We start from the raw sequence: 15,803 nt of genomic DNA on the forward strand, positions 1-15,803 counted from the left end.
TATGATCCAGACTTTGTTTATTGATATGAGGTTCGTATGAAAATTATTCTTTTGGGGGCACCTGGTGCAGGAAAAGGAACACAAGCACAATTTATTATGAATAAATTTGCTATTCCACAAATTTCAACAGGTGATATGCTACGTGCAGCGATTAAAGCAGGAACAGAATTAGGCAAACAAGCAAAAACCTTGATGGATGCAGGACTGTTAGTACCAGATGATTTAATTATTGCATTAGTAAAAGATCGTGTATCACAAGAAGATTGTGCAAAAGGTTTCTTATTAGACGGTTTCCCTCGCACCATTCCACAAGCAGACGCATTAAAAAATGTCGGCATTAAAATTGATTATGTTTTAGAATTCGATGTGCCAGATGAAGTGATTGTAGAACGCATGTCAGGTCGTCGTGTACACCAAGCTTCAGGTCGTTCTTACCACATCATTTACAACCCACCAAAAGTGGAAGGCAAAGACGATGTAACAGGCGAAGATTTAATTATTCGTGCGGATGATAAACCAGAAACCGTATTAGATCGTTTAAAAGTGTATCACAACACAACAAAACCATTAGTAGATTACTACCAAGCTGAAGCGAAAGCAGGCAACACACAATATTTCCGCTTAGACGGTACACAAAAAGTGGAAGATGTTAGCAAAGAATTAGACAAAATCTTATCTTAATTCTCTCTCAAACAAAAAGTGCGGTGAATTCCACCGCACTTTTTTATTGCTCAGCAAACTCAAGATTGATGCGTTACAAGCCAACAGTTATGAATTTGTTTATTACGTTCAAAATCGAGTGGCAAGGTTTGCGCTGAAATTTCCACCGCATGCAATCCTAATTCAGCTAAACCATCAAAATTCATTTTAAATCCACGTTTATTGTTTGAAAAAACAATAGTGCCATTTGCACGTAAAATGCGTTTTAATTGCTTCATTAATTGAATATGATCGCGTTGTACATCCCAGCTGTCTTCCATTCGTTTAGAATTAGAAAACGTTGGCGGATCAACAAAAATCAAATCAAATTGACGATCACATTTGGCTAACCATTGCAAACAATCTGCTTGTATCAATTTATGTTGCTTGCCTTCAATATCATTTAACAATAAATTTTGTTCCGCCCAGTTTAAATAGGTGTTAGACATATCAACAGTCGTGGTTGATTTTGCGCCACCTAATGCAGCATGAACAGTTGCAGAACCCGTATAAGCAAATAAATTAAGGAAATCTTTTCCTTTTGCCATTTCGCCGACCATTTTACGCGTAATGCGGTGATCTAAAAATAATCCTGTATCCAAATAATCCGTTAAATTCACCCACAATTTCGCACCATATTCATTGACGTAGAAATAATCGCCTTTGTTGGCTAATTTTTCATATTGATTGGTGCCTTTTTGTTTTTGGCGCACTTTTAAAACAAGCTTATTCGTTTCAACACCCGTTACTTGTAATGTTGCTGTTACCGCGTCCAATAAACGTTGGCGCGTTTTATTCTCATCAATATTTTTCGGTGCTGCATACTCTTGCACCACGATGTGATCGCCATAACGATCCACCGCTAAATTATAATCAGGTAAATCAGCATCATATAAACGATAAGCGTCCAACCCTTGCTGCTTCGCCCATTTTTCAATTTTCTTGATATTTTTTTGTAAGCGGTTAGCAAAATCGGTTGCCACCATTAAAGTGCGGTCAAATTCTACCGTATTTTGCACCGCACCTTGCGCTGAAGTTTGCTGAGCAGAGCGAGACGAGATGTGATAATTCTTCTGCACACAATCAAGCGGACCATTTTTCGCTTTAAATTGACGATGGGAACGTAATCGCAAACAATCCAATAACGCTGGCTCGCCACTAAAAATAGACACATTCCAATCGGAAAATTCCATTTTTAATCGTTGACCTAACACTGAATACAATGCAATTAACGCTGGCGTTGTGCCTAATCGTTCACCATAAGGCGGGTTACAAATTAAAGTGCCTTGTTGTTCTGGACTAGGATTTTTTAATGCCGCCACATCCTGTTGCTGCCATTGAATTAAATGTGCCACTCCAGCATTCTTGGCATTTTGTTTGGCTTTTTGCAACACTCGATGATCTAAATCAAAACCAAAGAAATTTTTTTGAATTTGTTGATTCGTTTGCTGTTCTGCTAGTTCTATTGCTTCCTGTTTGACTTTATCCCAAGCTGCTTGATTATGCCCTTGCCATAAATCAAATCCCCAATGCATACGATATAACTGCGGTGCAATTTTCGCTTGCATTTGTGCTGCTTCAATTAACAAGGTCCCAGAACCACACATAGGATCAACTAATACCGTACCTTGTTGCCATCCTGAACGCAAGACAATTGCCGCTGCTAAAGTTTCTCTTAAGGGTGCTGCACCAGTATCTTCGCGATAACCACGCATATGTAATGCATCACCGCTTAAATCCAGGGAAATCACCAGTTGTTCACGATTTAAATAAGCATGAATACGAATATCAGGATTATCCTTATCAACATTTGGGCGCGCTTTACCATTGCGTTCAAAATAATCCACAATCCCGTCTTTCACACGCATCGCACCAAATTGGGTATGACGAATATCTGCATTTGTTCCATTAAAATCCACCATAAAGTGAACGCGCTCATCAAAATGCGCTAACCATTGATAGCTAACCACTGCAGAATACAAATCTAAATCGCTATAAATTTTGGTATTAATTAAGGGCAACAAAATGCGAGAGGCTAAACGCGACCACAGTAAGGTGCGATATAAGGTTTCATCGTCTGCATAAAAATGCACACCACCTTGACTAATTTGACAATCTTTAGCACCAAGATCTATTAGTTCGACTTTTAATAATTCTTCAAAACCACGAGCAGTTGTGGCAAAAAGTTGTTTCATTGAGTAGATTCTCTATGATAAGGAAAATTTGCGCGATTATAGCATAGATTACGCTGTTCTTGTTGCATAAACGCTGTTTGCAATAATTCCTTGGTATAGATAAAGAAAAAGGGACATAGTAACCATGTCCCTTGTTCGCAAAGATGAATATTATTTCAAACAATCTTTGTAGCTATCTGCTGTAAATTGTAAGAAATTGGTATAAGCATTTTTACCTAATGAAATACTGTCACCCATTGGGTCTAAACGACCAACTTTAACGCCAGTTCCTTTGCTTAAGGTATCAATCACTTTTGGTGTAAATTGCGGTTCAGCAAATAAACAAGCCACTTTATGTTCTTCAATTTCTTCTTTGATTTTTGCTAAAGTTTTCGCACCCGGAGCCACTAATGGATTAATAGTAAATGCGCCAGCCTGTTTTAAATCATAGGCATCATTGAAATAACCATAAGCATCATGGAACACGTAGAAACCTTTACCTTTTACTGCTTCAAGTTCAGCTTTAATTTTGCTGCTTTTTTCAGCTAAAGTGCGGTTAAAATCCGCGTAGTTTTGTTCAATTTTCGCTTTTTGCTCTGGGTAGATTTCCACTAATTTATTTGCTAGTTGTTTAGCAACTAATTGGCTAATTTCAGGTGAATACCAAACATGCCAGTTTACCGTTAAACCATTTTCATCTACTTCATGATGATGGCCATGATGGTGGTGCCCATGATGTTCATGTTTGTGGTCATCATGCTCGTGTTTGTGCTCATGATGTTCATGGTCATCATGTTCGTGATCATCTTCATCATCGTGATGATGGTGTTCTGACTTAGATAATAACTCAGTTACGCCTTCAATCTCAGCAATGGTAACACGTTTATTTGGCGCGACTTTTTCAACACTTTTACTTAAGAAACCATCTACATCTTTGCCAATCCATAATAATAAATCTGCTGATTGAATTTTTTCCACATCAGAAAGTTTTAAATGATAATCATGTGGTGAAGCGCCTGCTGGCACGATGATTTTAGTATCAGTAACACCATCAGCGATGGAAGAAGCAATAAAACCTAATGGTTTAACAGAAGTCACAATGCTCGCTTGTGCAGTTGCAGATAAGGTAAATAATGCTACTGCTGCAGCAACTTTGTTCAATTTAGACATAATATTTTCCTTATAGATAAAATAAAGTGCGGTTAGCTTACTCCGATCCTTTATAAAAAGCCATCTTTTTTTTTGATAAAAAATAAGAGCCTAGCGCAATAATTTATCTATCACTCTGGAAACCGCAAAGAAGCCAAATGTCGCAGTAATCATAGTTGCAGCACCAAAACCATTACTGCAGTTCATAGTGGCAGAGATTTCACAATTCTCACTCATCTGAGGAAAAATCAACGGTTGTGTTGAGAATACGCAGTCAATACCAAATTTACGCTTAGGATTTTGGCTAAAATGATATTCTTTGCGTAAAATTGACCGCACTTTTGCAGCTAGCGGATCTTGAATTGTTTTACTTAAATCAGCAATCTGAATCTGAGTAGGATCGGTTTGCCCACCCGCACCACCAATAGTGATTATTTTGATTTTATTCCGTTTACAATAAGCAATTAAAGCCGCTTTTGTTTTCACCGAATCAATGGCGTCAATCACATAATCATATTGCTGATTGAGATAACTCGTTAAATTTTCACTAGAAAGGAAGTCATCAATAATCTGTACTTCACATTCAGGATTAATCAGATTAACACGCTCTTTCATCGCTTCGGTTTTTAATTTGCCAATATTGCCACTCAGCGCATGAATTTGACGGTTAATATTGGTGACACAAATATCATCCATATCAATCATGGTAATCTTGCCAATACCAGAACGGGCGAGCGCTTCCACCACCCAAGAACCCACGCCACCAATACCTATGACGCAAATATGCGATTGGCGTAATTTCATTAAACCTTGTGGCGTATATAAACGTCCAATGCCGCCGAAGCGTTGTTCATAATTATCTATTCGTTGCATAATCGTTATAAAAAATGAGCACGAGAAAACTCGTGCTTATTCTGTTATCTTAAAATCCAAACGCGGCCATAATGTTTGGATAAACCTGAAATATGTCCTGCTTGGTCACCAATTCCACGATATAAGTCAAAATGGTGTCCTTTTACTGCGCCGCCTACATCTAAAGCAACCATTAAATGTAGTTTATGCTCTCCTGTCCAATTACCTGCATTATCCATTTGCGGAACTTCTACTAATAATACAGACCCCATTGGCACTAAATTACGATCTGAAGCAACAGAGGCCATGGTTACTAAAGGCACACCAGCCGCCCCTTTCACTTTACCTGTTGGATCATTTTTAAAGAAAACATAGGATTGGTTGCGTTCTAATAAAGATTGTAAGCGTGATGGATTGCGTTCTCCCCAGTCACGAATGGCTTGAATGGACATTTTCTCTTTCGGAATTTCTCCATCTTCAACCAACAAACGACCTACCGCTGTGTAAGGGAAACCATTTTGTCCTGCATAAGCAAAATAATTTAAATTGCCATCACCAAAATCCACATATCCACTGCCCTGAACACCTAATAAGAAATTCTCTAACATGGAATCTGTATAAGCTAACTCAAGCCCTTTTCCTTCCAAAGCGCCGGCATAAATTTGTGAGCGTGTAAAACGCTTATGTTTTGGCATAGCATAAATTGGATTCACATATTGCCCTTGTGGAGAACGGCGTGCATGAATCACAGGTGAATAATAACCTGTCATTAACACATTTTGGTAGCCATCTTCCCCTGACATAATTTGCGGTCGAATACCAAATTGAGCAAGCTCATTCACATTGGCACCTGAAATAACCCATTGCTGAATTTTACTGTAATTCTGAGCAAAATTTGCGGTAATACGACTTGAATAGTTGCGTACATTAGAAAGCTGAGTTAGAAAATCGCCTTGATTTATCACCGCACTATTATTTTCCACACGAGCAACTGAAGTAAAAGGCGCACTACTATAAGTGCGTCCTTGATATTTCGCACCAAATTGTTGTAAATCGCCATTCCCAACATTCGTCTTTCTTGTTTTCTGTGATGGAGACGAAGAACAAGCGGCTAATAAAACCGCACTTAACATCGTTACACCGATTCTCAATGCCGTTTTTTTATTAAAAAATTTCATAAAATGCCCAAATTGATAAACTTAAAAATGAATTGGCTATCCTATCAAACTTTCGCCCTGTCCCCTACTATTTTTTAAGCTTTTCGTTTATTTTTAAGGCAAACAAAAAGCCTCAACATAATTTTTTGTTGCATTAAATTTTTAAACGAGTATATTACGCCAAATCAGACGCGGGGTGGAGCAGCTTGGTAGCTCGTCGGGCTCATAACCCGAAGGCCGTCGGTTCAAATCCGGCCCCCGCAACCAGAATTTAAAAAAGGCGTTAATCAATGATTAACGCCTTTTGTTTTTATACGAACGCCTGTAAAGTAGCGGATAATTTTTCCATTCCTTCCCTAATCTCTTGCTGAGAAATATTTAATGCGGGAGCAAAACGCAATACATTTGGTCCTGCGACTAAAATCATTAAACCATTCTCCGCAGCTACTTTAACAAACTCCGCCGATTTACCACGATATTTTTCCACCAATTCCGCGCCAATCAATAAACCTTCGCCACGAATTTCATTAAATAGTGCAAATTTTTCATTTAATTTGACTAATTCGGCTTTGAAGAAAGCAGAAGTGCGGTCAATTTCTGATAAGAATTTTGGATCCGCAATGATATCAATAACTTTCTCAGCAACAGCGCAAGCCAAAGGATTTCCCCCAAAAGTCGTGCCATGCACACCAGGGGCAAAACTTTTGGCAATTTCTGTTGTTGTCAGCATGGCACTGATTGGAAAGCCATTTCCTAATGCTTTGGCAGTCGTTAAAATATCTGGCACCACACCATATTTTTGATAAGCATATAATGCACCAGTACGCCCAACGCCCGTTTGTACCTCATCAAAAATCAGCAATGCTTGATGTTGATCGCAAAGTTCTCTTAACCCTTGTAAGAAGTCTTTTGTCGCAGGGATAATGCCACTTTCGCCTTGAATTGGTTCAACGATAATCGCACAAGTATGGTCGCTAATGACTGATTTCACACCGTCTAAATCGTTAAACTCTACATGAATAATATCCGCAGGTTTTGGTCCAAATCCGTCTGAATATTTAGGTTGACCAGCAACACTCACAGTAAAAAAGGTGCGACCATGGAAACTTTGTTTAAAGGAAATAATCGTGGATTTTTGATAACCATAATGATCCACTGCGTAACGACGAGCTAATTTCAACGCCGCCTCATTCGCTTCAGCACCTGAATTAGCGAACATAACACGCTCAGCAAAAGTATGCTCAACCAACTTTGATGCCAATGCCAATGTAGGTTCGCTAGTAAACCAGTTGCTTGAATGCCATAATTTTTCGCCTTGTGTTTTTAATACCGACACAATCTCATCAGGGCAATGTCCTAATGAATTCACCGCAATACCACTGGTAAAATCAATATATTCTTTATTATCTTGATCCCACACTCTGCTTCCTTTGCCTTTTACTGGGATAAAATGAGCAGGGTTATAATTTTGGATCATCACTTGCTCAAAGTGTTGGCGAGTATAGCTTGCCATATTGCGTTCCTTATGAATTTATTGATTAATCATTCAATGATTATGCATAAGAATTCATTTTAAGTAAATAAAAAACCAAAACTTGCTAAAAATCCACCGCGCTTTTCGTTCTTCATCTATTACATTGCACAAATAAGCTCATAAAATTATCAACCCAGAATAGAAAATCATTCAACATGAACGGGATTTATCAATGAATAGAAAAAAGTATAATGAGACCATAACAAAATAAAGCAGTTATGTTTCACAATTAACAAAGGATTTAAAAATGAAAAAAGTAGCAAATATTCATAATGCGCCACCGAAACATTGGGTCGGTAATGGTTTCCATGTTCAATCTATGTTCAGTTATGGAGATAAAGATAAAAATCTTGATCCATTTCTACTAATGGATTACAACCCACCACGCTATTTTGATGGTGGACGAAAATCTGATTTTCGTGGTGTTGGTGAACATCCACATCGTGGATTTGAAACCGTTACTATTGCTTATCAAGGCGAAGTAGCACATGCTGACTCTTACGGTGGCGGCGGTATTATCGGCACTGGAGATGTACAATGGATGACCGCTGGTTCTGGTTTAATGCATGAAGAATTCCATTCGGAAAATTTCTCTCAACAAGGGGGGATGTTCGAGATGGTACAACTTTGGGTGAACTTGCCTAAAGCCCACAAAATGACAACGCCAAAATATCAGGCTATTAAATCAGAAAATATTCCAGTGCTTGAATTAGCTGATTCCGCAGGAACCGCCCGTATTATCACAGGTGAATTAGAAGGCGCTATCGGTCCAGCAAGTACTTTCAGCCCAATTAATATGTGGGATGTTCGTATGAATGCAGGTAAAAGCCATACTTTCGCAGTACCTGAAAGCCATAACCTAATTGTGTTGGTATTGGAAGGTACAGTGCAATTTAATGGTAATGAAATTGCTCATCGTGGTGAATTAGTTACCTTTGAAAAAGGCGGTGCAGATGTGCAAATAGAAAGCAACAATGAATCTAAATTATTGATTTTAACTGGAGAACCATTAAATGAACCTGTGGTAGGTTATGGGCCATTTGTGATGAATAGTAAAGAGGAAATCTTACAAGCTATCAAAGATGTGCAAATGGGCACTTTCGGCAAAATCGAACATAGTAATGCTCATCAAAGCTAAACCAAACAAAAGCCCAGCTAAATGCTGGGCTTTCCTCTCAATTTAATTAGTACCACCGACGGTAATTTTCTCGATTTTACAAGCGGGTTGTCCCACACCAACAGGCACACTTTGACCATCTTTACCACAAACACCAATGCCATGATCAATTTCCATGTTGTCTGCCACCATAGAAATTTGTTGCATAACTTCAATGCCATGTCCAATCATGGTTGCGCCTTTGATTGGTTTGGTAATTTTGCCTTTTTCAATTAAATAGGCTTCTGACATAGAGAAGGTGAATTTACCCGATGTAATATCCACTTGCCCACCACCAAAGTGCGGTGCAAAAATGCCTTGTTCGACAGAAGCAATTAGATCCTCAAATTTACTCTGCCCTGCCAACATATAAGTATTTGTCATTCGAGGCATTGGTAAATGCGCATAGGATTCGCGGCGACCATTTCCCGTTGGTGCAACGCCCATTAAACGCGCATTCATTTTATCTTGCATATAACCTTGCAAAATGCCTTCTTTAATCAAGACATTATATTGACCAGGCACGCCTTCATCATCAACAGTCAATGAACCTCGACGGTTAGGTAAGGTACCGTCATCCACAATTGTACAAAGTGGCGATGTGACTAATTCGCCAATTTTCCCCGTAAATAAAGAACTTTCTTTACGATTAAAATCACCTTCTAAACCATGACCGACAGCTTCGTGTAATAACACGCCCGGCCAACCGGCACCTAACACCACTGGCATTAAACCTGCAGGTGCTGCAACGGCTTCTAAATTCACTAAGGCTTGACGTACGGCTTCTTTAGCAAAATAAATCGCGCGTTGCTCGCCCATATAGGGTTCAAAGAACCAATCTAATCCGACTCTCGCGCCAACACCTGCACTGCCTCGCTCACGTTTACCCTCTTTTTCCACCATAACAGAAATAGATAAACGAATTAAAGGGCGAATATCTGCCGCTAATGTACCATCTGTTGCAGCAACCAACATTTCTTCATAAAGTGCGGTCAAATTTGCGGTTACTTTGGTGACATAAGGGCTTTCAGCTCGTGCAGTACGATCCACTAAATGCAATAACTCAATTTTTTGTTCTTTTGTTAACGTATTTAATGGATTAATCGCCCCATAACGCTGAATGGCATTCACTTCATTAAAAGTGAGTGGTTTAATGATATTGCCTTGGCTTGCTGCTGCAATACCTTTTACTGCATTAGCACATTGTTGCAAATTAGCTAAATTAATTTGATCCGAATAAGCAAACCCTGTTTTCTCACCACTGATCGCACGTACGCCCACGCCTCGATCAATATGAAAACCGCCTTCTTTGATAATGCCATCTTCTAGTACCCAGTTTTCATCTTGGCTTAATTGAAAGTATAAATCCGCATAATCAATTTGACGGTGCGACATTAAGTCAAAAATATTGGGCAAATCATTTAATGAAAGATTGCTTTGTGTCAGTAAACTTGCCTGAACCTGATTTAACATATAATTCTCATTGTATTCATAAAAAAGTGCGGTGGATTTTAGCACAGTTTTAAAACTTTGTTAAAATCCACCGCAGTTTAAATGGCTAAATGTATAAGGCTACATCACAACCACATCGAATTGGTCCTGATTATAAAATGCTTCAGGACGAACCTGTACTTTTTTACCAATAAAGACCTCAATTTCTGCTAGCAAACCATGGCTTTCTTCCTTGATCAAATAATCAGCAACCGCTGGCGAAGCATAAACCGTAAATTGTTCACTGGAAAATAAATGATGAACCCGAATAATTTCACGCATAATTTCATAGCAGACCGTTTCAACGGTTTTTAAATAGCCACTTCCTTTACAAGCAGGGCATTCGCCACAAAGCACATGCTCCAAACTCTCGCGCGTACGCTTGCGCGTCATTTCCACTAAACCTAATTGAGTGAACCCATTAACATTGGTTTTCACTGGATCTTTCGCTAGCGCTTCTTCTAAAGATTGCAATACACGTTGTCGATGTTCTTCAGATTGCATATCAATAAAATCAATAATAATAATACCGCCCAAATTCCGCAATTGAAGCTGTTGTGCGATGGCTCGAGTGGCTTCAATATTGGTATTGAAAATAGTTTCTTCCAAATTACGACTGCCGACAAATGCGCCAGTATTAATATCAATGGTGGTCATGGCTTCTGTCTGTTCAATAATAAGATAGCCACCAGATTTTAGATTGACCCGCTTATCTAAAGCCGTATTAATGGCAGCTTCTACACCGTACACATCAAATAAAGGCTGATTACCCGAATACACTTCTAATTTATCCGTTAATTCAGGGATAAATTCTTCCGTAAATTCTTTTACTTGAGCAAAACAAAGCTTGGAGTCAATATGAATTCTCTCAATGCCCTGACCTATAAAGTCGCGTAAAATACGTTGTGTTAACGCAAGTTCGCCATAAATCATTGAACGCGTAGGATATTTTCCTTTACGTTCCATTACTTTACGCCATACACGTTTTAGAAAATCGGCATCTTGTTTTAATTCTTCTTCAGAAACGCCTTCTGATGCGGTACGAATAATATAGCCACCTAATTCATCACAATAAGGCTCTACCAAGTTTTTCAAACGAATACGTTCTTCTTCACTTTCAATACGTTGTGAAACACCCACATGACTATTTTCAGGCATAAATACGAGATAACGTGAAGGCAAAGTAATATCTGTTGTTAAACGTGCACCTTTAGTACCAAGGGGATCTTTCACTACCTGTACAACAATATCCTGACCTTCATGAACTAATTGACCAATATCTTTGACAATAAATTTCTTTTTCTCGTTTTCATCCACACATTCTGTGTGCGACACAATATCCGAAGCGTGCAAAAAAGCGGCTTTTTCTAACCCAATATCCACAAATGCAGACTGCATACCAGGTAAAACGCGAGTAACGCGTCCTTTATAAATATTCCCCACAATGCCTCGTTTCGCTTGACGCTCAATATGAACTTCTTTGAGCACGCCCATGCTAATTAAGGCAATCCGCGTTTCGTTAGGAGTAACATTGACTAACAATTCGACAGAATTCATTAAAACACCCAAATTTTTAGTTAAATTCAATTTATGCATAGGATAACTAAAAGCAAAATAGAAAAACAAGCACAAATAATGTAAAATGTGCGTTTCCTCAAATTTCTTATATTTTTTATTTGTTACTGTGTAGTATTTGGAGAATAAACATGTTTGGATGGGATCCAACTTTAGTCACATTTACCATTTATATTGTCGGCATGTTAGCCATTGGCTTACTTGCCTATCGCTATACTAATAACTTATCGGATTATATTTTAGGCGGTCGCCGTTTAGGTAGCTTTGTTACCGCAATGTCTGCTGGAGCTTCAGATATGTCTGGTTGGTTATTAATGGGCTTACCTGGGGCCGTTTATGCAGCAGGTTTAGTTGAAGGCTGGATTGCAATTGGCTTAACCATTGGCGCTTATTTAAACTGGCTGTTTGTTGCTGGTCGCTTACGCGTTCATACAGAATTTAACCATAATGCCCTAACTCTACCGGAATATTTCCACCACCGTTTTGGTACGCGATTTTTAAAAATTATCGCTGCAACCATTATTTTAGTCTTCTTTACTATTTACTGTGCGGCAGGCGTTGTTGCTGGAGCTAAATTATTCCAGAATCTCTTTTCTGTGCCATATTCCACCGCACTTTGGTATGGTGCTTTAGCCACAATTGCTTACACCTTTATTGGTGGTTTCCTTGCTGTAAGCTGGACAGACACCATTCAAGCAACATTAATGATTTTCGCCCTTATCCTCACACCCGTTTGTGTCGTGTATTCATTAGGTGGCATGGATAATCTCTCTGTGGTGTTAGCACAAGCGGAACAAACATTAAACAAAGATTTCACTGATTTATTCACAGGGCAAAGCCTACTTGGCTTATTAAGTTTATCCGCTTGGGGTTTAGGCTATTTTGGTCAACCACATATTTTGGCACGCTTTATGTCAGCAGATTCAGTAAAATCTTTAAATAAAGCGCGTAGAATCAGCATGACATGGATGGTGCTATGCTTAGTGGGTGCTATTGGTATCGGCTTCTTTGGCATCGCTTACTTCCATGCAAATCCTCAAGTAGCTGGTGTTGTTAATCAAGAAAATGAACAAGTCTTTATTGAACTAGCAAAATTATTATTCAACCCTTGGATTGCGGGCATTTTACTTTCAGCTATTTTGGCAGCGGTAATGAGTACATTAAGTGCTCAATTACTCATTTCCTCTAGCGCAATTACAGAAGATTTTTACAAAGGCTTTATTCGTCCAAAAGCAAGTGAGCGAGAACTCGTTTGGTTAGGTCGTGCAATGGTATTAATTATCGCAGCTATCGCTATCTGGATTGCTCAAGATGAAAAAAGTGAAGTGTTAAAAATCGTTCGCTTTGCTTGGGCTGGTTTTGGTAGTGCATTTGGTCCTGTGGTGTTACTCTCATTGTTCTGGAAGCGAATGACTGCTGCTGGCGCAATGGCAGGGATGTTTACTGGCGCAATTATTGTATTCCAATGGAAAAATTGGGTACCAGAAGGCAGTACTTGGTATTCTGTATATGAAATGATCCCCGCATTCAGTTTAGCCACTCTTGCAGTTATCATCGTTTCATTGTTATCAAAACAACCTGATGACAGCATTATGGAAACCTTTGATAAAGCAAACGAAGCTTACAAAAATGCTCATTAATCACTTAACGGGAGCCATTGGCTCCCCTTTTATTCAACACACAATATGATTGATTTTCGTCCTTTTTACCAACAAATAGCCACTTCGCCATTATCTTCTTGGCTAGAAACTTTGCCTTTGCAACTCAAACAATGGGAAAAACAAACCCATGGTGATTATGCAAAATGGGCAAAAATCGTTGATTTTCTACCGCAGTTATCCGCCGACCAAATTGACTTAAAAAGTGCGGTGAAATCGGAGCAAGTTTTACCTTTATCTGATGGTGAAAAGCAACGCTTAGTTTATCATCTTAAACAACTCATGCCTTGGCGAAAAGGCCCTTATCATTTGTTCGGTGTGCATATTGATACTGAATGGCGTTCCGATTTTAAATGGGATCGAGTCCTCCCACACTTATCACCTCTTAAAGATCGCCTGATTTTAGATGTAGGCTGCGGCAGTGGATATCATATGTGGCGCATGGTGGGCGAAGGTGCCAAAATGGTGGTTGGCATTGATCCAACAGAATTATTCCTTTGTCAATTTGAAGCCGTGCGCAAATTACTGAATAACGATCGCCGCGCGAACTTAATTCCTCTTGGCATTGAGGAAATGCAGCCTTTAGGTGTCTTTGACACCGTTTTTTCCATGGGTGTGCTTTATCATCGCAAATCGCCATTAGATCATTTAACTCAACTCAAAAATCAACTTCGTAAAGGCGGAGAATTAGTGTTAGAAACGCTGGTGATTGATGGCGATATAAATACTGTTTTAGTGCCAATAGATCGCTACGCTAAAATGAAAAATGTTTACTTCATTCCTTCTGTGCCTTGCTTAATTAATTGGCTTGAAAAGTCAGGTTTCCAAAATGTACGTTGCGTTGATGAAGCTATTACGACTTTGGAAGAACAACGTAAAACCGATTGGTTAGAAAATGAAAGCTTGGTGGATTTTTTAGATCCACAAGATCATAGTAAAACCATTGAAGGTTATCCAGCTCCCAAAAGAGCGGTTATTATTGCCAATAAATAGACAACAAAAAATCCTCCAATTTGGAGGATTTTTTATCGCCTTAACTAAATAAAGGTTATTTGCTATAACGTTTGAAAATAAGGGTTGCGTTAGTACCGCCGAAACCAAAGCTATTTGACATTACCGTTTGTAAACCTGCATTTTCTACGGTTTGTGTCACAATATTTAAATCTTGAGCTTGTTCATCAAGAGTTTCGATATTGATACTTGGTGCAATAAAGTCGTTATCTAACATTAATAATGTGTAAATCGCTTCATGTGCACCCGCAGCACCTAATGAGTGACCTGTCATTGATTTAGTTGAAGAAATGGCTGGTTTTTGTTCGCCAAATACATTACGAATTGCACCTAATTCTTTCACATCACCAACTGGTGTTGAAGTACCATGTACGTTAATGTAATCAATTGGACTATCTACTGTTGCTAGCGCTTGCTTCATACAACGTTCCGCACCTTCACCACTTGGTGCTACCATATCATAACCGTCTGAAGTTGCACCATACCCAACAATTTCCGCGTAGATTTTAGCACCACGTGCAAGTGCATGTTCTAATTCTTCAACCACTACCACTGCACCGCCACCAGCGATAACGAAACCATCACGATTTGCATCATAAGCACGTGAAGCTTTTGTTGGTGTATCATTATATTTAGAAGACACTGCACCCATTGCATCAAATTCAGTCGCACATTCCCAAGATAGTTCTTCTGCACCACCGGCAAAAACCACATCTTGTTTGCCTAATTGGATTAATTCTAACGCGTGACCAATACAGTGAGCTGAAGTTGCACAAGCAGAGCTAATAGAATAGTTCACACCACGAATTTTATAAGGTGTTGCCAAACAAGCTGACACACTTGATGCCATGGTTTTAGTTACTGCGTAAGGACCAACACCTTTTACGCCACGTGGACCTCTTACGGCATCACATGCTACTAATTGGCTGTGAGCAGAACCAGTACCCGCACCAATAACTAAACCAGTGCGATCATTAGATACTTGATCTTCCGCTAAACCAGAATCTTCAATCGCTTCTTTCATAGCTAAATAGGCATAGGCTGCCGCATCGCCCATAAAACGATACACTTTACGATCGATAAGTTCTGCTGGATTTAATTTAATCGTACCGGCAATTTGGCTACGCATACCCATTTCCGCAAACTCAGGCACAAACTCAATACCTGATTTTCCTGCTTTTAATGAAGCAAGTACTTCTTCTTTATTGTTACCGATACTCGAAATAACGCCAAATCCAGTGATTACCGCTCTTTTCATATTCTTTTTTCCTTACTCAATGAGAATGCTATTTTTGTTGGCTAAATTACTATGAAATAAAAATATTTCAAGCAAAAATTGATTTGTTC

At 39.0% G+C, this 15,803-nt stretch carries 12 protein-coding genes and 1 tRNA gene; 5 read left to right on the forward strand and 8 right to left on the reverse strand.

Going from position 1 to position 15,803, the window contains the following annotated elements; all coding sequences use genetic code 11:
• Positions 1–36: 36 nt before the first annotated feature.
• Positions 37–681, forward strand: a complete 645-nt coding sequence (adk, locus tag ACT2CV_RS00120) for an adenylate kinase (protein ID WP_464973938.1) — start codon at positions 37–39, stop codon at positions 679–681.
• A 59-nt stretch (positions 682–740) separates the two neighbouring features.
• Here the strand turns inward: adk and rlmKL are convergent, their stop codons facing one another.
• The 4 genes from rlmKL to mltA form a co-directional block, all read right to left on the reverse strand.
• Positions 741–2,894 carry a bifunctional 23S rRNA (guanine(2069)-N(7))-methyltransferase RlmK/23S rRNA (guanine(2445)-N(2))-methyltransferase RlmL gene (rlmKL, locus tag ACT2CV_RS00125; protein ID WP_464973937.1) on the reverse strand — a complete coding sequence of 718 codons (2,154 nt, stop codon included), beginning with the start codon at positions 2,892–2,894 and terminating at the stop codon, positions 741–743.
• Positions 2,895–3,044: 150 nt separating this feature from the next.
• A complete protein-coding gene (gene znuA, locus ACT2CV_RS00130) occupies positions 3,045–4,043 on the reverse strand; it encodes a zinc ABC transporter substrate-binding protein ZnuA (RefSeq protein ID WP_464973936.1) in 999 nt (332 codons plus the stop codon).
• 90 nt (positions 4,044–4,133) lie between these two features.
• Positions 4,134–4,895, reverse strand: coding sequence for a tRNA cyclic N6-threonylcarbamoyladenosine(37) synthase TcdA (tcdA, locus tag ACT2CV_RS00135; RefSeq protein ID WP_464973935.1), 762 nt, complete (start codon positions 4,893–4,895; stop codon positions 4,134–4,136).
• A gap of 44 nt (positions 4,896–4,939) precedes the next feature.
• Entirely contained in the window at positions 4,940–6,052 is a 1,113-nt protein-coding gene (gene mltA, locus ACT2CV_RS00140) for a murein transglycosylase A (protein WP_464973934.1), read from the reverse strand.
• 169 nt (positions 6,053–6,221) lie between these two features.
• Between mltA and ACT2CV_RS00145 the strand changes: the two genes are divergently transcribed.
• A tRNA-Met gene (locus ACT2CV_RS00145) sits at positions 6,222–6,298 on the forward strand.
• Positions 6,299–6,341: 43 nt separating this feature from the next.
• On the opposite strand, the gene ACT2CV_RS00150 is transcribed toward ACT2CV_RS00145, so the two are convergent.
• A complete protein-coding gene (locus ACT2CV_RS00150; protein WP_464973933.1) occupies positions 6,342–7,544 on the reverse strand; it encodes an aspartate aminotransferase family protein in 1,203 nt (400 codons plus the stop codon).
• Positions 7,545–7,812: 268 nt separating this feature from the next.
• On the opposite strand from ACT2CV_RS00150, the gene ACT2CV_RS00155 reads away from it, so the two are divergent.
• On the forward strand, positions 7,813–8,703 hold the full coding sequence (locus ACT2CV_RS00155; protein WP_464973932.1) for a pirin family protein: 891 nt from the start codon (positions 7,813–7,815) through the stop codon (positions 8,701–8,703).
• A 42-nt stretch (positions 8,704–8,745) separates the two neighbouring features.
• Here ACT2CV_RS00155 and tldD read toward each other — a convergent pair whose 3' ends face one another.
• Together tldD and rng are read right to left on the reverse strand one after the other, a co-directional pair.
• On the reverse strand, positions 8,746–10,194 hold the full coding sequence (gene tldD, locus ACT2CV_RS00160; RefSeq protein ID WP_464973931.1) for a metalloprotease TldD: 1,449 nt from the start codon (positions 10,192–10,194) through the stop codon (positions 8,746–8,748).
• Between the two features lie 99 nt (positions 10,195–10,293).
• Entirely contained in the window at positions 10,294–11,769 is a 1,476-nt protein-coding gene (gene rng, locus ACT2CV_RS00165; RefSeq protein ID WP_464973930.1) for a ribonuclease G, read from the reverse strand.
• Between the two features lie 149 nt (positions 11,770–11,918).
• On the opposite strand from rng, the gene putP reads away from it, so the two are divergent.
• Together putP and cmoB are read left to right on the forward strand one after the other, a co-directional pair.
• On the forward strand, positions 11,919–13,427 hold the full coding sequence (putP, locus tag ACT2CV_RS00170) for a sodium/proline symporter PutP (RefSeq protein ID WP_464973929.1): 1,509 nt from the start codon (positions 11,919–11,921) through the stop codon (positions 13,425–13,427).
• Positions 13,428–13,472: 45 nt separating this feature from the next.
• Entirely contained in the window at positions 13,473–14,438 is a 966-nt protein-coding gene (gene cmoB / locus ACT2CV_RS00175) for a tRNA 5-methoxyuridine(34)/uridine 5-oxyacetic acid(34) synthase CmoB (RefSeq protein ID WP_464973928.1), read from the forward strand.
• A gap of 55 nt (positions 14,439–14,493) precedes the next feature.
• Here the strand turns inward: cmoB and fabB are convergent, their stop codons facing one another.
• Positions 14,494–15,714, reverse strand: coding sequence for a beta-ketoacyl-ACP synthase I (gene fabB / locus ACT2CV_RS00180; RefSeq protein WP_464973927.1), 1,221 nt, complete (start codon positions 15,712–15,714; stop codon positions 14,494–14,496).
• Positions 15,715–15,803: the final 89 nt, after the last annotated feature.

It is taken from the genome of Reella acinonychis, assembly GCF_052384575.1.
Classification (GTDB): Bacteria; Pseudomonadota; Gammaproteobacteria; order Enterobacterales; family Pasteurellaceae; genus JBQSUQ01.

What these genes read in the sequence shown, in the direction of transcription:
- adk (WP_464973938.1), top strand. Translation starts at nt 37, where the DNA reads ATGAAAATTATTCTTTTGGGGGCACCTGGTGCAGGAAAAGGAACACAA.
- rlmKL (WP_464973937.1), bottom strand. Translation starts at nt 2,894, where the DNA reads ATGAAACAACTTTTTGCCACAACTGCTCGTGGTTTTGAAGAATTATTA.
- znuA (WP_464973936.1), bottom strand. Translation starts at nt 4,043, where the DNA reads ATGTCTAAATTGAACAAAGTTGCTGCAGCAGTAGCATTATTTACCTTA.
- tcdA (WP_464973935.1), bottom strand. Translation starts at nt 4,895, where the DNA reads ATGCAACGAATAGATAATTATGAACAACGCTTCGGCGGCATTGGACGT.
- mltA (WP_464973934.1), bottom strand. Translation starts at nt 6,052, where the DNA reads ATGAAATTTTTTAATAAAAAAACGGCATTGAGAATCGGTGTAACGATG.
- ACT2CV_RS00150 (WP_464973933.1), bottom strand. Translation starts at nt 7,544, where the DNA reads ATGGCAAGCTATACTCGCCAACACTTTGAGCAAGTGATGATCCAAAAT.
- ACT2CV_RS00155 (WP_464973932.1), top strand. Translation starts at nt 7,813, where the DNA reads ATGAAAAAAGTAGCAAATATTCATAATGCGCCACCGAAACATTGGGTC.
- tldD (WP_464973931.1), bottom strand. Translation starts at nt 10,194, where the DNA reads ATGTTAAATCAGGTTCAGGCAAGTTTACTGACACAAAGCAATCTTTCA.
- rng (WP_464973930.1), bottom strand. Translation starts at nt 11,769, where the DNA reads ATGAATTCTGTCGAATTGTTAGTCAATGTTACTCCTAACGAAACGCGG.
- putP (WP_464973929.1), top strand. Translation starts at nt 11,919, where the DNA reads ATGTTTGGATGGGATCCAACTTTAGTCACATTTACCATTTATATTGTC.
- cmoB (WP_464973928.1), top strand. Translation starts at nt 13,473, where the DNA reads ATGATTGATTTTCGTCCTTTTTACCAACAAATAGCCACTTCGCCATTA.
- fabB (WP_464973927.1), bottom strand. Translation starts at nt 15,714, where the DNA reads ATGAAAAGAGCGGTAATCACTGGATTTGGCGTTATTTCGAGTATCGGT.